At 73.7% G+C, this 24,024-nt stretch carries 19 protein-coding genes and 1 pseudogene; 9 read left to right on the top strand and 11 right to left on the bottom strand.

Annotation, left to right across the window (positions count from 1 at the left end):
* Position 1: 1 nt before the first annotated feature.
* Together ABD332_RS03880 and ABD332_RS03875 are read right to left on the bottom strand one after the other, a co-directional pair.
* Entirely contained in the window at positions 2–976 is a 975-nt protein-coding gene (locus ABD332_RS03880; RefSeq protein ID WP_344499541.1) for a glutamate ABC transporter substrate-binding protein, read from the bottom strand.
* On the bottom strand, positions 973–2,253 hold the full coding sequence (locus tag ABD332_RS03875; protein ID WP_344499539.1) for a hypothetical protein: 1,281 nt from the start codon (positions 2,251–2,253) through the stop codon (positions 973–975). Before ABD332_RS03875 ends, ABD332_RS03880 begins: the two co-directional genes overlap by 4 nt.
* A 140-nt stretch (positions 2,254–2,393) precedes the next feature.
* Here ABD332_RS03875 and ABD332_RS03870 point away from each other — a divergent pair, with 140 nt between their 5' ends.
* From ABD332_RS03870 to ABD332_RS03855, 4 genes are read left to right on the top strand one after another with little or no spacing between them, the layout of a single operon-like run.
* Positions 2,394–4,082, top strand: coding sequence for a M4 family metallopeptidase (locus ABD332_RS03870; protein ID WP_344499537.1), 1,689 nt, complete (start codon positions 2,394–2,396; stop codon positions 4,080–4,082).
* A 38-nt stretch (positions 4,083–4,120) separates the two neighbouring features.
* Complete coding sequence (locus tag ABD332_RS03865; protein WP_344499535.1) at positions 4,121–4,933, top strand: sulfurtransferase; 813 nt, start codon at positions 4,121–4,123, stop codon at positions 4,931–4,933.
* 43 nt (positions 4,934–4,976) lie between these two features.
* Positions 4,977–5,522 (top strand): hypothetical protein, encoded by a 546-nt coding sequence (locus ABD332_RS03860; protein WP_344499533.1) that lies wholly within the window; start codon positions 4,977–4,979, stop codon positions 5,520–5,522.
* 20 nt (positions 5,523–5,542) lie between these two features.
* Entirely contained in the window at positions 5,543–6,676 is a 1,134-nt protein-coding gene (locus ABD332_RS03855; protein WP_344499531.1) for a M20 metallopeptidase family protein, read from the top strand.
* Between the two features lie 290 nt (positions 6,677–6,966).
* Here ABD332_RS03855 and ABD332_RS03850 read toward each other — a convergent pair.
* The 4 genes and pseudogenes from ABD332_RS03850 to ABD332_RS03835 all read right to left on the bottom strand — a co-directional run.
* Positions 6,967–7,425: pseudogene (locus tag ABD332_RS03850) on the bottom strand (HupE/UreJ family protein); the annotation flags it as partial.
* Between the two features lie 548 nt (positions 7,426–7,973).
* A complete protein-coding gene (locus ABD332_RS03845; RefSeq protein ID WP_344499530.1) occupies positions 7,974–9,062 on the bottom strand; it encodes a DUF3500 domain-containing protein in 1,089 nt (362 codons plus the stop codon).
* Positions 9,063–9,128: 66 nt separating this feature from the next.
* Complete coding sequence (locus ABD332_RS03840; protein WP_344499529.1) at positions 9,129–9,917, bottom strand: hypothetical protein; 789 nt, start codon at positions 9,915–9,917, stop codon at positions 9,129–9,131.
* On the bottom strand, positions 9,917–10,438 hold the full coding sequence (locus ABD332_RS03835) for a SigE family RNA polymerase sigma factor (protein WP_344499528.1): 522 nt from the start codon (positions 10,436–10,438) through the stop codon (positions 9,917–9,919). The genes ABD332_RS03840 and ABD332_RS03835 overlap by 1 nt, the downstream gene beginning before the upstream one ends.
* 97 nt (positions 10,439–10,535) lie before the next feature.
* On the opposite strand from ABD332_RS03835, the gene ABD332_RS03830 reads away from it, so the two are divergent.
* Complete coding sequence (locus ABD332_RS03830; protein WP_344499527.1) at positions 10,536–13,148, top strand: putative bifunctional diguanylate cyclase/phosphodiesterase; 2,613 nt, start codon at positions 10,536–10,538, stop codon at positions 13,146–13,148.
* Here the strand turns inward: ABD332_RS03830 and ABD332_RS03825 are convergent.
* Positions 13,120–13,764: a TetR/AcrR family transcriptional regulator gene (locus tag ABD332_RS03825; protein ID WP_344499526.1), complete on the bottom strand. Its 645-nt coding sequence runs from the start codon at positions 13,762–13,764 to the stop codon at positions 13,120–13,122. The genes ABD332_RS03830 and ABD332_RS03825 overlap by 29 nt on opposite strands.
* 70 nt (positions 13,765–13,834) lie before the next feature.
* Between ABD332_RS03825 and ABD332_RS03820 the strand changes: the two genes are divergently transcribed.
* The 3 genes from ABD332_RS03820 to ABD332_RS03810 all read left to right on the top strand — a co-directional run bounded on the left by ABD332_RS03820 (position 13,835) and on the right by ABD332_RS03810 (position 18,938).
* The gene (locus ABD332_RS03820; RefSeq protein ID WP_344499525.1) at positions 13,835–14,941 is read left to right on the top strand and encodes a hemerythrin domain-containing protein; all 1,107 of its coding nucleotides are present in this window, start codon (positions 13,835–13,837) and stop codon (positions 14,939–14,941) included.
* A 150-nt stretch (positions 14,942–15,091) separates the two neighbouring features.
* Positions 15,092–17,137 (top strand): hypothetical protein, encoded by a 2,046-nt coding sequence (locus tag ABD332_RS03815; protein ID WP_344499524.1) that lies wholly within the window; start codon positions 15,092–15,094, stop codon positions 17,135–17,137.
* Between the two features lie 307 nt (positions 17,138–17,444).
* A complete protein-coding gene (locus ABD332_RS03810) occupies positions 17,445–18,938 on the top strand; it encodes a DUF7402 domain-containing protein (RefSeq protein ID WP_344499523.1) in 1,494 nt (497 codons plus the stop codon).
* On the opposite strand, the gene ABD332_RS03805 is transcribed toward ABD332_RS03810, so the two are convergent.
* The 4 genes from ABD332_RS03805 to ABD332_RS03790 form a co-directional block, all read right to left on the bottom strand.
* Positions 18,919–20,145, bottom strand: a complete 1,227-nt coding sequence (locus ABD332_RS03805) for an MFS transporter (RefSeq protein WP_344499522.1) — start codon at positions 20,143–20,145, stop codon at positions 18,919–18,921. The genes ABD332_RS03810 and ABD332_RS03805 overlap by 20 nt on opposite strands.
* A gap of 71 nt (positions 20,146–20,216) precedes the next feature.
* Positions 20,217–21,407 carry a M20 metallopeptidase family protein gene (locus ABD332_RS03800; protein WP_344499520.1) on the bottom strand — a complete coding sequence of 397 codons (1,191 nt, stop codon included), beginning with the start codon at positions 21,405–21,407 and terminating at the stop codon, positions 20,217–20,219.
* 29 nt (positions 21,408–21,436) lie between these two features.
* Entirely contained in the window at positions 21,437–22,774 is a 1,338-nt protein-coding gene (locus tag ABD332_RS03795) for a hypothetical protein (RefSeq protein WP_344499518.1), read from the bottom strand.
* A complete protein-coding gene (locus ABD332_RS03790) occupies positions 22,771–23,145 on the bottom strand; it encodes a winged helix-turn-helix transcriptional regulator (protein ID WP_344499516.1) in 375 nt (124 codons plus the stop codon). The genes ABD332_RS03795 and ABD332_RS03790 overlap by 4 nt, the downstream gene beginning before the upstream one ends.
* A 51-nt stretch (positions 23,146–23,196) precedes the next feature.
* On the opposite strand from ABD332_RS03790, the gene ABD332_RS03785 reads away from it, so the two are divergent.
* The gene (locus tag ABD332_RS03785; protein ID WP_344499514.1) at positions 23,197–24,024 is read left to right on the top strand and encodes an SDR family oxidoreductase; all 828 of its coding nucleotides are present in this window, start codon (positions 23,197–23,199) and stop codon (positions 24,022–24,024) included.

Genomic DNA, 24,024 nt, shown 5'->3' with positions numbered 1-24,024 from the left:
GTCAGTCCACGTACTTCGCGGGCGGCGGCGACGGCACCGGGCCGTACTTGGCGAACCAGGTGCTGTAGATGGTGGTCCAGGTGCCGTTGGCCCGGATGCGGTCCAGGACGCCGTTGACGAAGCGGACCAGGTCGGGCGTTTCGAGGGGCATCGCGACGCCGGACGGCTCGTCGCTGATCCGGGCGCCGACGACCTCGGTGCCGGGGTCCTGCGCGGCGAGGCCGAGCAGCAGCACGTCCACGGTGGACACCGCGTCGACCTGCCCCTGCTGCAGCATGACCAGGCAGTCGAGGGTGCTGTCGGTGGCGACGGCGACCGGCTTCGACGGCTGCTTCATGATCGTGACGATGCTGGTGCTGCCCCGCGTCGCGCACACCTTGCGGCCGCCGAGGTCGGCGAAGTCCTTGATGCCGGAGCCGCGGTTGACCAGCAGCCGCTGCCCGGACGTCAGGTACTCGGTGGAGAACGCGACCTGCTGCATCCGCTCGCAGGTGGCGGTCATCGTGCGGATGACCATGTCGACCTCGCGCCGCTGCAGGACCGGGATCCGGTCGGCGGTGGTGATCGCCCGCCACTGGATCGCGTCGGGGTCGCCGAGCAGCGCGCGGGCGATCTCCCGGGCGATGTCGATCTCGAAGCCGACGACCTGGCCGGTGACCGGGTCGCGGTAGCTGGTGAGGTACGCGTTCTGGTCGATGCCGACGATCAGCCGGCCCCGCGCGGCGATCGTCGCCATGGCCGAGCCGGCCGGCATCTTCCCGGGCGCGGGCAGCGTCGCCGGCGGCCGGAGGCTGGCCCGCGGGTCGCACGCCGGCGGCGGCGTGGCCGGCGGCGACGGCGGCACGGCCGGGTCCTGCACGTTCAGCGGCCGGGGCACCGCCGCGGCGGCCGAGCTGTCGGCCTGCGGCGCCGCCGGGGTCGGCCCGCAGCCGGCGAGGACGAGCACGGCGGCGGCCGCCACGGCGAGCTTCTTCATCGGTACTCCGCGATCCGCTGGTTCAGGCCGAACGCGGCGGCCGCCGCGACGGCGAGGGCGAGCAGCGCGACGGCCACGTCGGCGCCGCCGAGCGCGTCCCCGGCGCCGGCCGCCTCCCGGTCGAAGTGCCGCCCGCTGCCGGCGATCCCCTCGGCGAGGGCCGCGTCGAGCCGGCCGGCCGCGGCGGCCGCGCTGGCGTCGCCGGAGGTGGCCAGGGTGACCGCCTCGGCGTGCCGGCTGCCGTCGTCGAGCGAGCGGACCTGCCGGTGGATGGCCAGCCAGTCGGCGGCGTGCCGCTGCGCGGCCTCCACCGCGGACCGGGCCGCCGCGTCGGGCGCCTGGTCACGCGCCCGCTGCAGAAGGCCGTCCTGCCCGGCCAGCCGCTCCATCATGGCGGTGAAGTCCTGCTCGAACGCCTTGCCGTCGCCGCGGGCGATCAGCGTCAGCCCCTCGTCGGCGCGGGCCTGCAGCGCCGTGATCCTCGCCTCGGCGAGCAACCCGACCTGCTCGGACCCGGCGTCGCGGCCCTCGCTGATGTGGCCGGCCGCGCCCGCGGAGGCGACCGCGAGCCAGCCGCACGCGACGAGCGCGGCGACCGTGGCGAGGACCATGCCGCGGTTGAGCCGCCGGTTGGTCAGGCGCGTCACGTACAGCTGGGTCAGCAGCAGCACGCCCAGCAGCGCCAACCCGAGCAGGGTCACCGTCCACGGCCACCGGGCGACGGCCCGCTGCGCGTCGCCGAGGCGCGCGGCCTCGGCCCGGAACAGGTCCTGGGCGGCCGGCAGGATCGTCTGCCGCATCAGCGCCGACGCCTCCCGCAGGTAGGCGCCGCCGAGCGGGATGCCCTGCCGGTTGTACGTGCGGGCCGACTCGACCAGGCCGGTGTAGACGGGGATCTGCCGGACCAGGACGCCGAGCGCCGCCGCGCTGCGCCCCTCGGCGTTGTGCAGCGCGGCCGTCAGCGCCGACGACGCCCTGGCGATGTCGTCGAGGTACCGCTTGCGCAGCTCCGCCGGCTCGACGCCGTTGGCGAGGAACGCGCTGGCGGCGGTCGCGTCGGCGTCTGACAGCGACCGGTAGATGTCCTGCGCCTGCAGGCTGAGCGGCCCGCTGCGGTCGGTCACGTCGCTGACCAGACCCACCCCGGCCCGCATGGTGAGCACCCCGGCCAGCCCGAACGCGACGGCGAGCACGACCACGGCGGCGGTCAGCGTGGTGAGCCGGCCCGGGCTCGTGGCGGCCCGGCGGATGAGTCGACGCCACGCGGTTGCCAACACACATCTCCCCGTCTCGATGATGCCCACGAACATATCGGGCGGCGTCAACCATCCGACAGGTGCCCGACGCAACTCCCGGCTTCGTGCCAAAGACCTGCGCCCGGCCGAACCGGCAATGTGAAACCTGCGTTCTGTATCCCATGTCTGTTCGCCATTTCCTCACGGTCGTCGCGGCGGTCTCCGCCGTCGCGGTGGCCGGATGCACACCTACATCGCAGTCCACCCCGTCCGCCGGCGCCTCCGGCGCCGCTGCCTCCTCCGACGAGTCGCAGGAGGCCTCCCCGGAGCCGTCGGTCGACCCGTCCCAGGCCGAGGCCGCGGACCCCGCCGCCGCGCCGGCCCGCAAGGCCCTCGACACGCACGGCGGCGACGTCCGGGCCACGCCGGAGGACCGGTTCGCGTTCTACGGCAGCCGCGTCGACGGCGCCGGCGGCGGCTCCCACGTCCGGTTCACCCGCACCTACCGAGGGCTGCGCGTCTACGGCGGCGACATCGTCGTGCACACCGGCCCCGGCGGCACGTACAAGGGCGCCTCCAACAGCCTCGTCAAGCCGCTGCAGGTCGACGTCACGCCGAAGATCTCCGCCACCGACGCCCTGGCGGCGGCGAAGGCACACTTCACCGGCAAGGTCGCCGGCGCCGGCGCGCCCCGCCTGCTGGTCGACGCGTCGACCGGCACCGGCCGGCTGACCTGGGAGAGCGTCGTCGAGGGCGTCGCCAAGGACGGGCAGACCCCGTCGCGGCTGCACGTGCTCACCGACGCCCACACCGGCGGGGTCGTCCGCTCCTGGGACGAGGTCGAGACGATCGCCGGCACCGGCAACAGCCTGTACAGCGGCAAGGTCAGCATCGACGCCCAGCGGTTCGGCACCACGTTCCGGCTGACCGACACCACGCGCGGCCGCGGCACCGTCTGCGACATGGCGCACCAGGAGGACGAGAACGGCAGCTGCAAGCTCTTCACCGACGCCGACAACACCTGGGGCACCGGCACGAACGACGACCCGGCCTCGGCCGCCGTCGACGCCGCCTACGGCGCCGCTACCACCTACGACTACTTCAAGACCGTGCACGGCCGCCGCGGGATCAACAACAACGGCCGCGGGGTGCCGTCGCGGGTGCACTTCGGCGACGAGTACGTCAACGCGTTCTGGGACAAGGGCCGGATGACCTACGGCGACGGCCGCGGCAACGCTCATCCGCTGGTCCAGCTGGACATCGCCGGGCACGAGATGAGCCACGGCATCACCGAGAAGAGCGTCTCCGGCGACCTCACCTACACCGGCGAGTCCGGCGGGCTCAACGAGGCGACCAGCGACATCTTCGGCAACATGGTCGAGTTCTACGCCGCCAACCCCGCCGACCCCGGCGACTACCTGATCGGCGAGAAGATCGACATCTTCGGCAACGGCACGCCGCTGCGCTACATGTTCGACCCGGCGCTGGACGGCAGGTCGCACAGCTGCTGGTCCGCCGAGACCCCGAACGTCGACCCGCACCTGTCCTCGGGCGTGGGCAACCACTTCTACTTCAACCTGGCCGAGGGCACCGGCAAGACCGCGTTCGGCACGTCGCCGATCTGCGGCAAGGCGGGCGCCGTCACCGGCATCGGCCGGGCGAAGGCGGAGAAGATCTGGTACCGGGCGCTGGACGTGTACTTCATCTCCAACACCAGCTACGTCAGCGCCGAGAACCCGGGCAACACCGCCCGCGCCTACACCCTCCAGGCCGCCGCCGACCTGTACGGCAGCTGCGGCGCGGAGTACAAGGCAGTGCAGCTGGCGTGGACGGCGGTCAACGTGGCCGGCACCGACGCCGCCTGCGCATAGGATCACCTTCTGGTCGCTACACGTCGGAGGTCGGTCTGATGGGTCCACTCGTTCAGGTTGAGGATGTCGGGGACGGCGTCCTGCTGCTCGACGCGCGGTGGACCCCGCAGCCGCCTCCGGCGCTGGAGCGCTACCGGGCCGCGCACCTGCCGGGCGCCCGGTTCGTCGACCTCGACACCGACCTCGCCGCACCGCCCGGCTCCGGCGGCCGGCACCCGCTGCCGACCGCCGCGGCGTTCCAGGCGGCGATGCGGCGGCTCGGCGTGGACTCCGGCGCCTCCGTGGTCGTCTACGACGACCGGGACGCGTCGGTGGCGGCCCGGCTGTGGTGGATGCTGCGGCACTGGGGCCACGACGACGTCCGGGTCCTCGACGGCGGCATCGCCGCGTGGATCCGGGCCGGCCGGCCGACCGGGTCCGGCGACCCCGTGCCGGTCCCGCCCGGCGACTTCACCGCCGGCGACGCCCGCGACGACCTGCTGACCGTCGACGAGGTGCCGGACTTCCTCAAGGACGGCGTCCTGCTCGACGCGCGGCTCGGGCCCCGGTTCCGCGGCGAGGTCGAGCCCCTCGACCGGGTCGCCGGCCACATCCCGGGCGCGGTCTCGGCGCCGACGTTCGACAACAGCGACCCCGACGGGCTGTTCCTGCCGCCGGCACAACTGCGGGACCGGTTCGTGGCGCTGGGTGTCACCGGCGACCGGCCGGTCGCGGCCTACTGCGGCTCCGGGGTGACCGCCGCCCACGAGGTCCTCGCCCTCGAACTGGCCGGGTTCACGCCGCGCCTGTACGCGGGATCGTGGAGTGAATGGATCGCCGACCCCGACCGTCCGGTGGCCACCGGCCCGTGACCGGGGGACATCGCGCCGGCCGGACCTGACGGACAATGCCCGCGTGACCGCTGACATCACGCTCAACGCCGGCGAGCGGATCCTGTGGACCGGTGAACCGCAGCACCACCCGCTGTTCGACCGGTCCGACCTGTTCCTCGTGCCGATGTCGCTGTTCTTCCTGGGCTTCGCCGTGTTCTGGGAGCGGACCGCGATGCGGGGCGGGGCGCCGGGGTTCTTCGTGCTCTGGGGCATCCCGTTCATCCTGTACGGGCTGTATCTCGTCGCCGGTCGCCTGGTGGTGCGGGCGCTGCGGCTGCGCTCCACCACGTACACGGTGACGGACCGCCGCGTCGTCGAGGTGTCGCGGCGGCCGTTCACGCGCCGCACGGAGGCGTATCTGAGCACCCTCGCCCCGCCGGTCGTGCGGGACCGCCCCCGCGGCGGCACGGGCAGCATCGCGTTCGGCGAGTTCCCGGGCCTCACGGACGCGTTCAACGAGGCCGGCCTCAACGTCAACCGCCGTCGCCGCGGACCGCGGCCGATCGTCCTGTGGCACGTCTCCCAGCCCGAGTACGTCCGCGGCGTGATCGCCCAGGCGCAGCGCTGAGCGGATCTATGCTGGGCCGCATGACGGGGATCTGGGATCATGCATGTATCGATGCGACGGCCGCACCGCTGGACGAGGCGCTGATCGGGCTGCGGCGGGACATCCACCGGTGGCCGGAGCTGGCGGGTGAGGAGCGGCGGACGGCCGGGCTGGTGGCCGAGCGGCTGCGCGCCGCCGGCCTGGACGTGCGGACCGGGGTCGGCGGGCACGGCGTCGTCGCCGTCGTCGAAGGCGCACGGGAGGGGCGGACGCTGCTGTACCGGGCGGACATGGACGCCGTGGCGGTCGAGCAGGGCACTGCCGGCGCGCACATCTGCGGGCACGACGTGCACACCGTGGTCGGGGTCGGCGTGGCCGAGGTCCTGGCCGGGCTGCGGGACCGGTTCGCGGGGCGGGTCGTGGTGGTGTTCCAGCCGGCGGAGGAGACCCTGGAGGGCGCCAGAGCGATGCTCGACGACGGGGTCCTGGAGCCGCACCTGCCGGAGGAGGCGTACGCGCTGCACTGCGGGCCCCTGCCGGTCGGCGTGTTCGCCGCCATGCCCGGCGCCGGGCTTTCCGGGCTCGACGTGTGCCACCTGGAGCTGCCCGGTGCCGACGCGGGACGCGCGCTGCTGGACCGGATCGCCGCGATGTCGACGGTACGGCGCCCCGAGTCCGACGCGGATTTCGTCGAGCTGCTGGCCGCGCTGCAGACCCCGGACGGGCCGCTGGCCCGGTTCGTCCTGACCGGGTCGCAGCTGGCGGCGGACGCGGACCCGGTCACCGCCGACGTCTGGGTGCGGGCCTGGCCCGAGGAGCGCCACCCCGAGCTGCGCGACGACCTGCGGCGGCTGGCCACGGAGGCGGGCGCGCGGATCACGTTCCCCGAGCCGCCGTTCCCCGCCATGGTCTGCTCGCCCGAGCTGACCGAGGCGGCGGCGGCGCACCTGCGCGAGCAGCCGGGCGTCGACGCGGTCATGACGATGCACGCTGCGTGGCCGTTCAGCGGGGAGGACTTCGCGCTATTCCTGCACCGGATGCCCGGCACGATGTTCTACCTCGGCGTCGGCGAGCAGGGCGTGCCGCACGCGCTCGACTTCACCGCGGACGAGCGCGCCATCGGCGTCGGCGTCCGGGCGATGACGGCGCTCCTGCTGCACCGCCTCGCGTCCTGACCCCGCATGATCCGGAAGACTTCTTGTCGTTCTGGCGACCAGAAGTCTTCCGGGTCACGGAAGCTCTCGCGCGGGGCATCCTCCGGGCGGGTCGCCCTGGCGATCAGCAGGACCGCGGTGGCGGCGAAGAGGGCGCCGGCGAGGCGTTCCGGAGTGCCGAGCAGCATGCCGGTGAGCGGCTGGACCGGGTTCGTCAGGTCGAACGCCCGCTCCACGACCCAGCCGGTGGCCACCGCCGCGGCCGACGCGGCCAGGGTCACCGACACCGCCGGGGAGCGGGCCAGCACGGCGATCGGCACGGCGATGAGCGCCAGCGCGAGCAGCTGCGCCGCCTCCAGGCCGAGGTTGAAGCTGAGCAGCGGCAGGATGAGGTCGGTGCCGGTCAGGGCGAGGCGCTGCAACGTGCCGGCGAACCCCAGACCATGGACGAGCCCGAAGGCGGTGGTCAGGGCCAGCTCGGTGCGCGCCGACAGCGCCGGGCGCACCGCGTGGGCGGCGGCCACGACGATGGTGAGCGCGATGCCCGCGTCCACCACGCGGGTGGGCAGCGACACCCAGCCGAGCGAGGCGAGCGCGAGGCTCACGGAGTGCCCGGCGGTGAACATGGCGGTGATCCCGGCCATGAGCGTGACCCTGGCCCGCAGCCGGGCGCGGCGCAGCGAGCGGCGGGCGGCCGCGAGGGCGATCACGCACAGGAACAGCAGATGGTCGGCGCCCTGCCGGAAGTGTTCGAAGCCGGCGTGCAGCATCGACGCCGCCGGCACGGACGCCGGCGGCGGGGCGGGCACGGCGAGCCGCACGACCGGGGTCTGGTGGGTGAGCAGCGAGGTCCGCCCGTCGGCGGTGACGAGGACCTTGTGCGAGTAGACGACGTCCGTCACCACGTCCCACCGCAGCTCGGCGGACCGGGCCCGGGTGGCGGCGGTGGGCAGCGCGGCGGTGAGCCGGACCCGGGCGGTGTTGAGGCCACGCTGCCGGTCCGCGGCGACGTCGTCGACGGTGACCGGCCAGGTGGCACCGTCCGCGGCGGTGAGCCGGACCCGGTCGCGGACCACGGTGGCCAGCCAGTTCGCGGATGCCCGCACGGCCGGGGCCGGGTCGGAGTCGAGCCGGGTGTGGTAGGCCAGGTCGATCCGCGACAGCGGGATCTGCGCCGTGATCTCCAGGTCGGTGTCGCCCGAGGACCCGACGGAGAGCAGCGTCGTGCCGGGGTCGTGCGCGTGCGCGGACGCCGGCAGGAACGCCTGGAGGACGAGGATGACGGCCGCGAGCGCGGCGGCCTGCAGGAGGCGGCGGATCATCCGGCACCCGTGCCGTAGTCGAGCTGCTTGTCGCGGTACAGGGCGTGCTGATGCAGCCCGCCCGCGGGCGTGCTGGCCCACTCCAGCCACAGCCGCGGGCCGTCGATGCGGAAGTACGCGTTCTCGCTCCTCGGGTCGGCCGTGCCGGCGTAGCCGATCGTGGTCTGGTCCAGCTGCGTCGCGTACAGGTCGAGCAGCGGCTGCGCCAGCTCGGCGGCGGCATCCCCGACCAGGCCCTTGATGACGGCCCGCACCATGGCCTGCTGTCCGGCGTCGAGTCTCGGGAACGGCAGGCCCGCCCGCACCGGATAGCCGGTGTCGGCGCCGGGTCCCATGACGACGTCGTCGTAGGTGCCGGGCAGCCTGGCACCGGCCTGCTGCTCGATCGTGAGCGACTTGAACAGCGCGAACACGTCCGGGCTCGGCTCCCGCGACGGCGATCGGCGCGCCGACGGCTTGTCCGCCCTGCCGCTGGCGGTGGTGGCCGCCGGCGGCGCGCTGCTGAAGTACGGCGAGACGCTGACCGTGCCGCCGCCCGTCGTCACGTGCACCGCGAGGTGCGGGCCGCCGAACTGCAGCGTCCACCGCTGCGTCCCGGACGGCTGGCCGAACAGCGCGATGTGGAAGCCGTCGCGCCCTCCGTCCTCGGCGTCCATCAGCCGCAGCACCTTGGCGTAGCCGCCGGCGGACAGGACGCCGCGCAGCGCGGCGAGCGCGGCCGCCTGCTGCGCGTCGCCGAGGTCGCCGAGCCGCAGGCCGGTGCGCCCGGTGAACTCGCCGTCGGGCCGGCTGGACCAGCTGCACCGCTTCGTGTCCAGGACATCGTCGTGCAGGGCCTGGGTCCGCTGCGACTCGGTGAGCGTCCCCAGGAACGCCTGCACCTCGGCCACGGCCGGGGTGTCCGCCGCGCCTGACTGGGTCGCTGACGGGGCCGCCGACGGCGTGACCGCCGACGGGACGCACACCTGCGACCCGCCGACGCTCGCCGGCAGGCCGCCCGCGGTGTCCGTGTCGTCCGCCCCGCCGCACGCCGCCGCGGTCAGCAGCAGCAGCGCGCAGGCGAGCAGGGTCCAGCGTCTCTGCACAGCGACGAGTATGCCCGTTTTGTCCGGACACGCCGGGGATGTGGCGGCCGTGTCCACCCGACCGGGTCAGGCGGGGTACAGGGTGAGCCTCGGGTCGCGGGCGATCTCGACGGCCTGCTCGCCGGTCAGGGGCGGGTTGCCGGTCAGCGACGGCTCGTTGCTGACGGACACCTCGACGGTGCTGCCGTCGCCGCGTTCCTGCCGCGCCACGTTGCGGATCATGCCGGGCCGCTCGTCGCGGTGGGTCTCCGTCGTGTACGACGGAACCCCGTCCTCCAGGATGCACGAGTACGCCGTGTACGGCGGCGACATGCCCGGCACGACGGTGATCGTGCGGACGGGGTGGCACGAGGTGGTCACCGACGCCGCGTACTGCCGCACCATGGTGATCCGCAGCGCGCCCGTCACACCGCCGGCGGTCACGTCGGCGGTCACCACGTACGCGTAGGTCTCCTCGAGCGTGTCGGCGTCGGCCGGCACCACCCGCCGCTCCACGGTGGGCCGCCCGACGACCCGCGCCCCCGGGACGACCTGCGCCACCACCACCGGGACCGTCCCGGCGAGCCGCTCGACGGCGGACTCGAGGGGCTCGACCGGGTTCAGCCCGAGCAGGCCGCTCGACGTCTGCTCCGGCGCGGTCGGAAACGTGTTCGGCGGGGCGCCGGTCAGGGCCGGTGGCGCCGCCCCCGGCAGGATCAGCGCGGCGGCGAACGCGGCGAGGGCCACCCCGCCGCCGGCGGTCGCGAGGCGGCGGTGCCGGACCCGGCGCCGGGAGCGGCGCACGAGCGTGTCGAGGGTGTCGCGGGCCGGGGGCTCGTCGCTGAGGACGGTGTCGAACAGCTGCTGGTGGCTCATCATGCCTGCCTGACGGTCGGGACCGGGGTCGGGGTCGGTGGCGCGGCGAGGGCGCGCAGGGTCTCCAGGCCGCGGGCGGTCTGGCTCTTCACGGTGCCGACGGAGACGCCGAGGATCTCGGCGGTCTCCTCGACGGAGAGGTCGCAGTAGAAGCGCAGCACCAGCACGGCCCGCCGCCGCGGGCCGAGCTGCGCCAGGTAGGTGTCGAGGGTCAGCCGCTCGACGGTCGCGTCGGCGTGCCGTGGCGGGTCGGGTGCCGGAAGGTCGTCGCCGGGCACCTCGCGCCGCCACGGGCGGCGGTGCTCGTCGACGACGGCGCGGGCGAGCATGCCGCCGACGTAGGCGTCGAGGCTGTGGATCGAGTCCCGGCGGTGCCACTGCCGGAACAGCTTGTCCAGCACCGTCGCCACGAGGTCGTCCGCGAGGTGCCAGTCGCGGCACAGCAGGAACGCGGTCCGGCGCCAGGTGGCCATCCGTGGCCCCGCGTAGTCGCGGAACTCTGCTTCGTCCGACGTCTTCACCCCTGTGGGACGGGCGGCGCGGCGTTCCGGGTTGCCGCGTTGGTGCGACTTCGTAAACCCGGCCCCGCGGCGGCCGATCAATTGGGTGGGAGAGGGGGTGTCCGTGCTGGTCCGGGCGTACGCGTGCGTGGTTGTGACGCTCAGTGCGGCGTACTACCTCACGCCCGACTCGCCGCTGCGGGCGGTGCTGTGGACGGTGATCTCGGCGTCGTCGGCGGTCGCGGTGGCGGCCGGTGTGGCCCGGCACCGCCCGGCGCGGCCGCTGCCATGGGTGCTCGCGGCCGCCGGGCTGGCGCTGTACGCCGTCGGGGCGGCGCTGTTCTACTGGCCGCAGCTGGTCGAGCACCGGCAGCCGGCCGGGCCGTCGCTCGCCGACATGTGCTACCTGGCGCTGTACCCGATGCTCGCCGCGGCCCTGGTGATCCTGGTCCGGCGGCGCAGCCCTGGCGGTGACCGCGCCGCGCTGCTCGACGCGGCGATCGTCACCGTCGGCATGTCGCTGCTGACCTGGGTGTTCCTGATCGGCCCGTATCTCGACGACGCCATCGGCGGCACGATGCTGGAGCGGGCCACGCAGGTGGCGTACCCGCTCGGCGACGGGCTGGTGCTGGCGGTCCTGGCCCGGCTCGGCAGCGGCCGGACCGCCCGCGGGGCGCCGTTCTGGCTGCTGCTCGGCAGCATCCTCACGCTGCTGAGCTTCGACGCGATCTTCGCGTGGCAGTCGCTGCGGGACCAGTTCCACGCCGGCAGCTGGGTCGACGCCGGCTGGATCGTGTTCTACCTCGGGATCGGCTGCGCCGCCCTGCACCCGGACATGCGCCGGCTCGACGAGCCCGTGGCGCCGGGGCCGGCCCGGCTGACCAGCGGCCGCTTCGCGGTGCTGCTCGCGGTCGCCGCCCTGCTCATCCCGGCCGTGATCACGGTCGAGTCGGCGGCGGTGGCGGAGCTGGCGGTGTTCCTTGCCGCGTCGTGCGTGCTCTTCGTGCTGATCCTGATCCGCATGGCGGACCTGATGGCGGCGCTGCGCGACGTCCAGCGGCAGCGCGCCGAGGACCGGTTCCAGCGGCTCACCGAGCAGGTCACCGACGTGCTGTCGATCTGCGGCCGGGACGCGACCATCCAGTACGTGACGCCGTCGGTGCGCTCACTGCTGGATCACCATCCTGAAGCGCTGCTCGGCACGTCGCTGACCGACCTCGTCCACCCTGACGACCGGCAGCGGGTCCTGGTCCTGCTCGGCAACGACGGCGACGAGAACGGCCGGGTCGGGCCCATCGAGTGCCGGCTGCAGCGCGCCAGCGGGCAGTACATCGTGACCGAGACCGTGGGCCGGGTCGTCGACGACGCCGACGTCAGCGGCTACCTGCTGACCACCCGCGACATCACCGAACGCAAGGCCCTGGAGGAGCAGCTCACCCACCGGGCGTTCCACGACGAGCTGACCGGCCTGGCCAACCGTGCCCTGCTCGCCGACCGGGTGCACCACGCGCTGGAGCGGCGCGGGACCCCGTACCAGCACATCGCCGTCCTCGTCGTGGACCTCGACGACTTCAAGACCGTCAACGACTCCCTGGGCCGCTCGGCCGGTGACGCCCTGCTGCGGTCCGTCGGCGACCGGCTGCGCACGTGCCTGCGCTCCGCCGACACCGCCGCCCGCCTCGGCGGCGACGAGTTCGCGGTGCTGCTGGAGCACCTCGACGACGCCGCCGAGGCCGCCCGGGTCGCCGAACGGATCCTCGCCACGCTGCGCCAGCCGCTGTCGATCGGCGGCCGGGAGATCCAGCCGCAGGCGAGCGTCGGCATCGCGCTGCCCGACCCCGACCGGCTCCCCGACGCCGACGAGCTGCTGCGCAACGCCGACGTGGCGATGCACATGGCGAAACGGCAGGGGCGCAACCGGTTCGCCTACTTCGCCCCGAGCATGCACGCGGGCCTGCTGGAGAAGCTCGACCTCGCCGACGACCTGCGCGGCGCCGTCGAGCGGCACGAGCTGCAGGTGTACTACCAGCCGTTCGTCGACCTGTCCGACGGTGCGATCGTGGGCGCCGAGGCGCTCGTACGCTGGCCGCATCCGCGACACGGGTTCATCCCGCCGGACCGGTTCATCCCCCTCGCCGAGGAGAGCGGGCTGATCCTGCCGCTCGGTTACACGGTCCTGGAGGCCGCCTGCCGCCAGGCGGCCGCGTGGCCCGGGCTGAAGATCAGCGTCAACCTGTCGCCGCGGCAGGTCCAGGATCCCGCGGTCGTCCTGTACGTGCAGCAGACGCTCGCCCGGTCGGGGCTGGCGCCGCACCTGCTCACGCTGGAGATCACGGAGTCGCTGCTGCAGGAGGACGCGGAGGTCGCCCAGCACCGCCTCGGCGAGCTGAAGGCCCTCGGCGTGCAGCTGGCCGTCGACGACTTCGGCACCGGCTACTCGTCGCTGTCCCGCCTGCACGACTTCCCGATCGACGTCCTGAAGATCCCGAAGCCGTTCGTGGACGGGGTCGCGGCCGGCGCCGAGCAGTCCGCGCTGGCGCGGGCGATCCTCGACCTGGCCGCCGCGCTGGGGCTCGGCGTGGTCGCCGAGGGCATCGAGCACGCCGAACAGGCCGCGGAGCTGCACCGCCTGGGCTGCGAGGTCGGTCAGGGCTTCCACTTCTCCAAGGCCGTGCCGGCCGCGGAGCTCGACGCGCTGCTGCCTATGCGGCTGGGAGCAGCAGGCAGGTGACGAGCTCCGCCATCCAGTCGGCGACCTGCTTGTCGTCCCAGCGCAGATGGTGCGCGACCAGCCAGCCGGACTGATGGTTGAGCACCGTCCACAGCAGCGTGCCGCCGTGCTCGACGCTCAGCCCGTCGCGCAGCGGACCGAGCGCGGCGACGGACTCCACGAGCCGACGCATGTCGGTGAGGCGCTGTTCCTCCAGCTCCTCCCACGTCTCGTTGATCGCCGGGTCGGCGCCGGCGGCCTGGACGAAGGCCCGGCTGATCGGGGTCAGCGTCTGCGCCCGGTCCGCGACGGTGCGGGCGAACGCCTGGATCAGCTCCCGCTGGTCGTCGACGGCGAGCGCGGCGCGCACCTCGTCCCGGTCGTACAGGGCGATCGGCCGGTCGTCGCCGGCCACCGCCTCCTCGTGGGCGCGGCGCAGCAGCTGCGCCTTGGAGCCGGCCTTGTAGACCGACTCGACGGCGACGCCGGCCTCGTCGGCGATCGCCTGCATCGTGGTGCCGGCGTAGCCACGCTCGGCGAACAGCCGCCCGGCGGCGCGCACGATCGCGGCCCGGGTCGCCTCGGCCTGCGCCTGGCGCCGCGGTGAGCGGTACGCCCGGCTCTGTGTCGTGTCCACGATATTGACTCCATACCTGCTGGCTCGAATACAGTGTGGCTGTACCGAATATAACCGAGGAGCGAACACGATGACAGACCAGTCCGGATACCTGTTGATGCACGCCGCGATCCGGGTCGAGCTCGACCGGCTCGCCACATTCGCGCAAGACTTCGCCGCCGGCCGGCGACGGCCCGGCCCACGCCAGCTCACCGCGCTGCGCGCCCACATCGGCGACGTGATCGACATGATCCACCACCACCACGTCGGCGAGGACCGGTTCCTGTGGCCGATGCTGCGCGAGGCGGTCGGACCGTCCGCGGAGCTGGACGCGCTCAGCGACGACCACGGCGAGCTGGACCCCCTGATGGACACCATCCGGGCCGCCCTGCAGGAGGGCCCGGGCGGCGCCGCCGACCTCGCCGACGCCGCGGTGCGGCTGCGGGACCTGATGACCCCGCACCTCGCCGAGGAGGAGGCGGTCGTCGTGCCGATCGTCGCCGAGCGCATCAGCCCGAAGCGGCACGCGGCCATGGAGAAGGCCATGCGCAAGGCGCTGCCGATCAGGATGGGCTTCGCCGTGCCGTGGGTGATGACCGCGGACGCCGAGCTGGCCCGGCCCGTGCTGCGCAGCGCCCCACTGCGGATGATCCTGCGGCTCACCCGCGGCCGGTACACCCGCCGCCTCCAGGACGCGTACGGCGACCTCGCGCCGGCGAACCCCGACATCGCGCTGACGGCCCGCGCGGAGGTCGTCATCCCGGTCGGCCCCGAGGCCGTGTACGCCGCGATCGCCGACGTCACGCGCATGGGCCGCTGGAGCCCGGAGTGCTACCGCAGCGAGTGGGACGACGCCGCGACCGGCCCCGCGATCGGCGCCCGCTTCAGCGGGTCGAGCCGCCACGGCATCGCCCGCTGGACCCGCGAGTGCGTGGTGACCACCGCGAAGCCCGGCGAGGAGTTCGCGTTCCGCACCCTGTGGCGCGCCCCCTTCTTCGACAGCACCACCTGGCGCTTCCAGCTCTCCCCCGTGCCCGGCGGCACCCGGCTCGTGCAGACGATGGCGCTCAGCGCGGGCCGCGGCATGCTCCTCTACGAGCGGGTCACGGGCCGGGACCGCTCGATGCCGAAGGCCATGGCCACGACGCTGGACCGCATCCGCGCCGACCTGTCCACCCACTCCCCCGCCGGCGTTTGACGCCCGTACCGCGCACCGGCGGCCCAGCGGCAGGAAAACCGAAAGATTCTCGCTTCCTGTTGACAGTGACCGCTGCCTATCGGACGCTGGTCTGACTTCACACCGGCCGCCGGAGCGCGCGTTCCGGCACGCATGAAGGGGCACCGCCTTATGTCCCTGTCGCTACGCCATCCGACCGCATTCCTCACCACACTGCTCGTCTCCGTCGCGGCCGCACTGGTCGCGGCCGCACCACCGGCCTCCGCCGCCGCGATCACCGCCAACGCCGACGCGCTCGACGGCACCTGCGCCACGCTGCGGGTCTTCAACGGCTCCAGCGCGACCGGCTACGTCGTGCGCAGCGGGGCCGGGTACGGCTTCACGTCCTCCGCCTCCGGCGCCACGCCGTTCCGGCTGGAGGCCACCCAGCTCGGCCGGTACGAGCTGTTCGGCTCCGACGGCAAGCCCGCGTACCAGAGCGTCGTCAGCTTCATCATGGCCGGCGACTCCTACGGGGACCGGGCCGACTTCACCGTCACCAAGGCCGGCGACCGCTACCGGTTCACCGCCACGGCCACCGGCCAGACCATGGGCTCGTTCCTGTGGAGCCTCGGCGCGGCCGGCACGTCGTACACCGTGGCCCTCGCCACCGCGACGGGCTGCTTCACCCCGCCCGACATCGACCCGGGGGTCACCGGCACCGCCGCGCCGGGCGTCGACAGCAGCGGCAGGCTCGTCGGCACGATCGACGCGCACGCCCACATCACGGCCGCCGCTGCGTTCGGCGGGCAGATGCACTGCGGCGAGGCGTGGGCGTCCGGCGGCGTGCAGGTCGCGCTCGCCGGCTGCGACACGCACCGCAGCCTCAACGTCGGCGCGCTCTTCGAGGCCATCGTCGGCGGCACCGACGCGGCGAACTCACCCGAGGACGGCTGGCCGACGTTCGGCGACTGGCCGCAGCACAACTCGCTGCTGCACGAGCAGTCGTACTACCGCGGCATCGAACGGTCCTGGCGGGCCGGCCAGCGGGTGCTCAACGCACTGCTGGTCGCGAACCGGTCGATCTGCGAGCTCTTCCCGTTCCGCGACACCCCCTGCGACGAGATGGACCAGATCCGGGTCCAGTCCCGCTACCTGTACTCGATGCAGGACTACATCGACGCGCAGAACGGCGGCGCCGGCAAGGGCTGGTTCCGCATCGCGACCACGCCCGCCCAGGTGCGCAGCATCGCCGCGCAGGGCAAGCTGGCCGTCACGATCGGCGTCGAGAACTCCGAGATCTTCGGCTGCCGCGAGAGCAACGACGTCCCGCAGTGCACCACCGCCCAGATCGACGCCGGTCTCGACGAGCTGCAGGCGATCGGCGTCTCCGGCCTGTACCCGATCCACAAGTTCGACAACGCCTTCGGCGGCACCCGCTTCGACGCGGGCCTCACCGGGGCGTTCGTCAACGTCGGCAACCTGCTGTCCACCGGCCACTGGTGGACCGCGACCAGCTGCACCGGCCCGTCCGACAACGAGCAGCCCCTCGTGCAGGACGACCTCGTCCGGCTGCTGAGCTTCGGGGTGCTGAGCCTGCCGCCCGGCACCGTGCTGCCGGTCTACCCCAGCGGCAAGATCTGCAACACCCGCGGCCTGACCAGCCTCGGCCGCTACCTCATCCAGCGGATGATGGAACGCGGCATGATCATCCACGTCGACCACATGAGCGTGAAGACCGCCCAGGCCGTGCTCGACATGGCCGCGGCCGCCCACTACCCGGGCGTGACCTCGGTGCACAGCTGGTCCGACCCCACCATGATCGACCGGATTCTCGCGCTCGGCGGCTTCGTGGCCACCTACGCCAACTCGGTGCCGGAGTTCCTGAGCGAGTGGCGTGCCAACCGCGCCGCCCCGCACGGCAACGCCATCACCGGCTACGGCTACGGCACCGACGTCAACGGCCTCGGCGACCAGGCGAACCCCCGCCCGGACGCTTCATCCGCCCCGCTGATCTACCCGTTCACCGCCCCCAACGGCACCACGGTCAGCAAGCAGGTCTTCGGCTCGCGGACCTTCGACGTCAACACCGACGGCGCCGCGCAGTACGGCCTCTTCGCCGACTGGACCACCGACCTCATCCAGCGCGCCGGCCCCGACAGCACCCTGCTCCGCCAGCAACTCCTGTCCGGCGCCGAGGCTTACGTACGAATGTGGGAACAGGCGATCGCCTGGTAGCCCTTGCTGATCTTCGCCGCCCAGCTTGATCGAGTAGCGGATCCGGTCGCCATGACAGCCGGATCCGCTACTCGATCACGGCCCTCTGAGCTACGGTCCCGCGGGACGCTACGGGGTCGCAGCGGGTGGGGAAAGTTTCAGAAGGTCGGGGCGGCGAAAAGGTTTCGGGAGTTGTAGAGAACCTTAAATCTCCGCACATCCTGTCACAAGGATTGACGCAGGGCGATTCGTCCTGCCAGGGTGCCGAAAAGGATTTCGTCGATGCGCATCGGCCCCGCCCCCACCCTTGTGACAGGGAGTCCGAATCATGCCCCGAAAACGAACCACCCGCCTGGTCGTCGCGGCCGTCGCGGCGCTCGGCCTGGCCGTGACCGGCGCCTTCATGGGCACGGCGTCCGCCGGTGAGAGCAGCGCCGGCCTGCCGAAGAACGACGCCGCCAAAGGGCTTGTCTACGACGGGCTGCAGCGGCGGGCCGCGGGGCCGTGCGGCGCCGGGCTGCTCGAGGTCAAAGGCACCAGCCCGATCATGTGCACGCACGGCCCGGACGCCGCCCCGGCCGGGCTGTCGGTGAAGACGCCCGTGCCCGCCCTCGCCGGCACGGCCAAGGCCGCGGCCGCCGTGCAGTCGCTCGCGGTCTGCGAAGGTGACGGCACGAGCGGGCGACGGGTCGAGGTGCTGTACATCCACGGCTCGACCAGCCGGTACACGCAGTACCTCGAGACGTTCCGCACCCTCGCCGAGGGCGTCGACACGATCTTCAACGAGAGCGCCAAGGAGACGGGCGGCGAGCGGCACGTCCGGTACGTCACCGAGACCGTCAACGGCGCGTGCCGGCCGGTCGTGCGGGACGTGAAGATCGCCGACTCGGCGCTGAACGCCAACGACTGGGCGCCGCTGCTCAACGCGGTCAAGGCGGCCGGCTACAACCGGACGGACCGCAAGTACCTGCAGTTCGTCGACGCCAACGTGTACTGCGGCATCGGCGGGCTGGCCGGCGACACGCGCAAGAGCGACGCGAACCGGTCCAACACCGGACCGGAGTACGCGCGGGCGGACAACGGCTGCTGGTCGGCCGGCGTCGCCGCGCACGAGCTCGGGCACACGCTCGGCGCCGTCAACAACAACGCGCCGAACGCGTCCGGCTACGGGCACTGCACCGACGAGTGGGACGTCATGTGCTACAAGGACGGCGACAACGTCGTCATCCGCACGGTGTGCACGAACCGGTCCCACGACGACCGGCTCGACTGCAACCACGACGACTACTACCACACCAACCCGCCGGCGGGCTCGTACCTGGCGCAGTACTACAACGTCGCCGACAACCTGTTCCTCATCAAGGGCGGCGGCAGCAACCCGCCGCCGCAGGACAGCAACCTGGCCCGGTCGGCGACGGCGTCCGCGTCGTACACGTCGGCGTGGGAGTCGGTCGCGGCGATCAACGACGGCATCGACCCGCCGTCGTCCAACGACACCGTGAACCCGCGCTGGGGCACGTGGCCGAACAGCGGCCAGCAGTGGGCGGAGCTCACCTGGAGCACGAACCAGACGCTCAAACGCGCGCAGGTGTACCTGTTCGACGACAACCAGGGCATCGACGTGCCGTCGAGCTGGAAGCTGCAGTACTGGACCGGCAGCGCGTACGCCGACGTGCCCGGCGCCAGCGGCTACCCGGTGACGGCCAACGCGTACATCACGGTGACGTTCACGCAGGTCAGCACCGCCCGGTTGCGGGTCGTGCTGCAATCCAACGGCACCAGCTCGGTCGGCCTGCTCGAGGTCAAGGCGTTCGCGAGCTGACCGCCGGCGTGGGCCCGTGCGCCGCGGCTGACGCGCGGGCCCACGTGACGGCCGGCGGGACCAGGCTGCCGATGACCGCGAACGTCGCGCCCAGCAGCAGCCAGCCCGGCGCGCCCCAGCCGACGGCGAGGGTCGTCACCACGAAGGGCGCGAGCATCTGGCCCAGCTGCATGCCCATCGCATAGGCGCCCTGGTACTGGCCGTGCGCGTCCGGCGGCGCGAGCCCGAACGAGATGCCCCACCCGGCGGCCGAGTGCCACAGCTCCGCGGCGACGTGCACCATCGACCCGAGGACCAGCAGCGCCACGGTCACCGGCATGCTCACGCCGCCGCTCAACGCGAACAGCCCGCACGCGGCGAACAGCGCCAGCCCAGCTCGTCGCGAGGCGCGGGCCGCGCCGGGCAGCTCCTCGGTGCCGCGGGCGGCCCGGACCTGGAAGAGCACGACGGCGGTCGTGTTGATGCCGAACAGCACCGCGATCAGCCAGCGCGGCGCGTCGGTGCGGTGCGCGATCCACAGCGGCAGCGCGACCTCGAACAGCCCGAAGTGCGTGGCCATCAGCCCGTCCAGGACCACGAACGCCAGGAACGGCCGGTCCCGCAGCGCGACCAGCCGGGGACCCTCCTGCCGCTTGGGCGCGGCCGGCACCGGGGCGAGGCGGCGCAGCACGAGCGCGGCGCCGGCGTAGGTAACCGCGTCGATGGCGATCAGCGTGAGGTACGCCTGCCGGGTGTCCACGGCGAGCCCGATGCCGGCCACCGCGGCGCCGGCCGCGATGCCCGCGTTGGTGACGGAGCGCAGGTAGGCGCGGGTGTAGACGCGCCGGTCGGCGGGCACCGCGCCGGCGATGACCGCGCCCTTGGCCGCCCGCTGCGCCGCGTCGCCGACCGCCATCGGCACCCCGACCAGCAGGTACGTCCAGAAGTCCTGCACCGTCACCAGCGCCGCCGAGCCCGCGCACAGCACGAGGAGGCCGGCGAGCAGGACGCCACGCGGTCCGCGGCGGTCCGCGACGTACCCCATCGGCGCGCTCGACACGAGGCACACCAGGGCGGTCACGGTCAGCGCGAGGCCGGTCTCCCGCACGCTCAGCCCGACGGACCGGGTCAGGAACAGCGCCACCGACGCCATCGACACGCCGTTGCCGAACGTGTTGATGAGGGTGGCGCCGGCGAGCAGGCGCACGGGTCCGGGTTCGGGAAGCACGCCGGGACTCTAACAAGACGTACGTACGGTTTTCTAGCCCGAGCCCCTGGGTCAGGCGCCGGGCCCCTGCGTCAGGCGCCTGGCTCCGGGGTCAGGCGGCGGCGGGCCAGCTCGGCGAGCAGGACGGCGCCGTCGTGCAGGACGCTGTCGTCGAAGACCGCGCGCGGCGAGTGGTTGTTGGGCATGACGGTGTGGTCGTCGCCGCCCGCCGCGCCGAGGAACAGGTAGGCACCGGGGACCCGCTGCAGGACGCGGGAGAAGTCCTCGGAGCCCGGGTCCGGGTGCTCCATGTGCTGGAACCGGTCGGCCCCGAACACGTCGCGGACCGTGCTCGCCACGAACGCCGCCTCCGTGTCGTCGTTGACCGTCACCGGGTACTCCGGCTCGAACCGCACCTCTGCGCGCAGCCCGTGCGCCGCCGCGATGCCCTCGCACAACCGCACCGAGTCCTGGGCGATCTGCTCAGCGGCGGCGACGCTGAACGTCCGTACCGTCGCGGAGAACACCGCCTCGTCGGGGATGACGTTGCGCAGCGTGCCCGCGTGGAACTCGCCGACGGTGAGCACGACCGGCTCGAACGGGCTGAACCGGCGCCCCACCATCGTCTGCAGCGCCGTCACCATCTCGCACGCGGCCGGGATCGGGTCGCGGGCGTCGTGCGGCGCCGACCCGTGCCCGCCCGCGCCGACGACCCGCACGTAGAGGCCCGCCGCGGCGGACATCAGCGCGCCCGGCCGGCACGCGAACACCCCGCGCGGGAAGTCCGTGGCCAGCACGTGCAGCCCGTACGCGGCGACCACGGTGGAGCCGGCGGCGTCCAGCACCCCCTCGTCGATCATCAGCCCGGCGCCGTTGCAGCCCTCCTCCCCCGGCTGGAACATGAACACGACGTCGCCGGCCAGCTCGTCGCGGCGCCCGGCGAGCAGGTGGGCCGCGCCGACCAGCCCGGCGGTGTGCAGGTCGTGACCGCAGGCGTGCATGGCGCCCGGCACCGCCGAGGCGAACGGCACATCGGCGAGCTCGGTGACCGGCAGGGCGTCCATGTCGCCGCGCAGCAGCACCGCGGGACTGTCTGCACCGCCACGCCGGCCGCCGCGCAGCACCGCCGTGACCGACGACAGCGCGGTGCCGGTCGTCACCTCCAGCGGCAGGCCTTCGAGCGCGGCGAGCACCTTCCGCTGGGTGCGCGGCAGGTCGAGGCCGATCTCCGGGTGCCGGTGCAGATCACGGCGCAGGTCGATGAGGTCGTCACGCAGTCCCATCCCGCAGACGGTACCGCCGCGCGCCACCACTACGCGACGCTGAACGAGCCGTCGGTGAAGGACAGCGACCGGCCGGCGGTGTGCGCGACGGGGTGCGGGCCGGTGAGCGCGGGCGTGCCGATCGACATCGCGGTGGTGCGTTCGAACTCCAGCGCCCGCGAGCTCCACGGCCCGTCGCCGTCCGGGACGGCCAGGTTGACGATCGTGGAGGCGTCGCGCTGGGTGTCGAAGCGGACGTGCGCCGCGACGTGGTGGACCAGGGTGAGCTCGGCCCGCCCGGGTATCGCCGCCGCCGGGGCCGGTGGCGGGTCGCCTGCGGGGACCGCCGCCCGGGCCCAGTGGCCGTCCGGGAACCGGTCCGTGATGCGGTCCGCCAGGCAGGGGCTCGCGGCGATCCACCGCTCGGCCAGCTCCCGGAACGCGCGGTCACGGACCCGCCGGGGGCGGCCCGCCGCGGCGAGCACGCCGGTGCCCGCCCCGGCGAAGGCGGCGCACAGCTGCCCGAACCGCACCGACCCGACGTGGCTCGCGTAGCGCACCGACCGCAGCTCCAGCATCGCCTCGTGCACCACCAGGGCCGCGTCCCGGGCCGCGCCGCGGGCCGGTGGCCAGCCGATCGGCTCGCGCCGGAACGCGCGGCCGCGTGGATCGGCCGCCGCCGCGTCCCGGCCCGCACCCGACAGGTGCCACGTGTCGTCGTCGAAGCCGACGCGCGCCGACGCGGCGCCGAACCGGCCGCGGGCGCCGACCCGCACCTCGACCCCGTCACCGTCGACCGTCAGCGCCGCCCCCGAGCCGTCGCCGGTGTCGAACCGGGCCTCCCGGACGTCCTCCAGCATCACCTCGACGATCGCCTCGCCGGCGTTGTCGGGCGCGGGGTAGCGGCGCGGCGCCTCGAGCCACAGGTAGCCATGGATGCCGTGCTCGCCGCGCTCCAGGTGTACGGTGCGGACCCGGGCCCCGGTCAGGTCGTAGTCGCGGGCGGTGCCGGCGGCCGCCGCCGCGGTCAGCGGGACGACGCCCGGCCGCAGGTCTCCCTTGTAGTCCCGCACGTGCGCGGGCTGGTCCCGCTGCTCCGGCAGCAGGGACTCCAGCCGGTGGCCGGCGGCCTGCTCGATCATCCACGCCCGGCGCGCGGGACTGCCGTCCGCCATCCACCGCAGGGCCGCCGCCGCCCGCCGCTCGCGCAGCCACGACGGACGCAGGAGCGCCGTGTCGAACAGCGGGAACGTGCTGTTGTCCCAGATGTCCGCGAGCCCCACGACCGCGCGCCGGTCGAATCGGCGGCCGTCCGCGGACAGCTCGGCGATCCGCGCCACCGACCGGTCGAGCAGCACGGCGAACGCCCGCATCCGTTCCGCTGTCATGGGCGCGGTTTGCCGGCGACGTCGTAGGAGGCCCGCGCCGCGTCGACGGCCGGCAGGTGCCCGCCCGCCCAGTCGGCGAGCGCGTGGAACAGCGGGCCGAGGCTGCGGCCGAGGTCGCTGATCTCGTACTCGACCCGCGGCGGGATCTCCGGCGTGTACGTGCGGACGACGAGGCCGTCCCGCTCCAGCTGCCGCAGCCGCTGGGTGAGCACCTTCGCCGTGACCGTGCCGATGCGGCGCTCCAGCTCGCTGAACCGCTGCCGCCCGTGCTCGTGCAGCGTCCACAGGATCGGCGTCGTCCACCGGCTGAACACGATGTCGACCACGGGCGCGATCGGACACGCCAGTTCCGGAATGGTTTCCTTCTGCATGGTCACTTTCCTCTAGGTACCTACTATCCCCACGATGCTAGCTTCGCCGGCATGAAGATCGTCGTGACGGGTGCGACCGGCAACGTCGGCCGCCCTCTCGTACAGACCCTGACCGCGGCCGGCGCCACCGTCGCCGCCGTCTCCCGCAACGCCGGACCATCGCACGGCTCCTTCGCCGCGGACCTGGCCGACCCGGCGAGCCTCCGCCCGGCCCTGCACGGCGCCGACGCGCTGTTCCTGCTGGTGCCCGGCGCGCCGGTCGACCACCGGGCGCTCGTCGCCACGGTCCGCGAGTCGGGCGTGCCGCGCATCGTCCTGCTGTCCTCCCAGGCCGCCGGCACCCGCCCCGACACCCCGTCGCACGCACCGCTGCGCGCCCTGGAGGCGGCGGTCCGCGGCGCCGGCGTGCGCTGGACGATCCTGCGCCCGGGCGGGTTCGCCACCAACACGTTCGCCTGGGCACCGACGATCCGTTCGCATCGGGTGGCGTACGCGCCGTACGTGGACGTCGCCCTCCCGCTGGTCGACCCGGACGACATCGCGGCGGTCGCGGCGGCGGTCCTGCTCGCCGGCGCCGAGCACGACGACGCCACGTACGTGCTCACCGGACCGGCGGCGACCACACCCCGCGACCGCGCGGCGGCGATCGCCGCGGCCACCGGCGCGCCGGTCGACCTCGTTGAGCAGACCCCGGAGGAGGCCCGCGCCCAGCTGCTCACCTTCATGCCCCCGCCGGTCGCGGACGGCACCCTGGCCATCCTCGGCCGGCCCCTGCCGGACGAGCAGGCGGTGAGCCCCGACGTCGAGCGGGTGCTGGGCCGCCCGCCCGTCTCGTTCCAGACCTGGGCGTCCCGCAACGCCGCGGCATTCGCCTCCTGA

The sequence above is a fragment of the Dactylosporangium maewongense genome, assembly GCF_039531485.1.
In the GTDB taxonomy this organism is placed as follows: domain Bacteria; phylum Actinomycetota; class Actinomycetes; order Mycobacteriales; family Micromonosporaceae; genus Dactylosporangium; species Dactylosporangium maewongense.
The sequence above is the reverse complement of the archived record's forward strand: the minus strand, read 5'-3'. Positions and strand labels throughout refer to the sequence as shown.

Bases quoted from the DNA above. Each gene is read 5' to 3' on its own strand.
- ABD332_RS03880 (WP_344499541.1), bottom strand. From the start codon at position 976: ATGAAGAAGCTCGCCGTGGCGGCCGCCGCCGTGCTCGTCCTCGCCGGC.
- ABD332_RS03870 (WP_344499537.1), top strand. From the start codon at position 2,394: ATGTCTGTTCGCCATTTCCTCACGGTCGTCGCGGCGGTCTCCGCCGTC.
- ABD332_RS03865 (WP_344499535.1), top strand. From the start codon at position 4,121: ATGGGTCCACTCGTTCAGGTTGAGGATGTCGGGGACGGCGTCCTGCTG.
- ABD332_RS03855 (WP_344499531.1), top strand. From the start codon at position 5,543: ATGACGGGGATCTGGGATCATGCATGTATCGATGCGACGGCCGCACCG.
- ABD332_RS03840 (WP_344499529.1), bottom strand. From the start codon at position 9,917: ATGAGCCACCAGCAGCTGTTCGACACCGTCCTCAGCGACGAGCCCCCG.
- ABD332_RS03820 (WP_344499525.1), top strand. From the start codon at position 13,835: ATGACAGACCAGTCCGGATACCTGTTGATGCACGCCGCGATCCGGGTC.
- ABD332_RS03815 (WP_344499524.1), top strand. From the start codon at position 15,092: ATGTCCCTGTCGCTACGCCATCCGACCGCATTCCTCACCACACTGCTC.
- ABD332_RS03810 (WP_344499523.1), top strand. From the start codon at position 17,445: ATGCCCCGAAAACGAACCACCCGCCTGGTCGTCGCGGCCGTCGCGGCG.
- ABD332_RS03800 (WP_344499520.1), bottom strand. From the start codon at position 21,407: ATGGGACTGCGTGACGACCTCATCGACCTGCGCCGTGATCTGCACCGG.
- ABD332_RS03795 (WP_344499518.1), bottom strand. From the start codon at position 22,774: ATGACAGCGGAACGGATGCGGGCGTTCGCCGTGCTGCTCGACCGGTCG.
- ABD332_RS03790 (WP_344499516.1), bottom strand. From the start codon at position 23,145: ATGCAGAAGGAAACCATTCCGGAACTGGCGTGTCCGATCGCGCCCGTG.
- ABD332_RS03785 (WP_344499514.1), top strand. From the start codon at position 23,197: ATGAAGATCGTCGTGACGGGTGCGACCGGCAACGTCGGCCGCCCTCTC.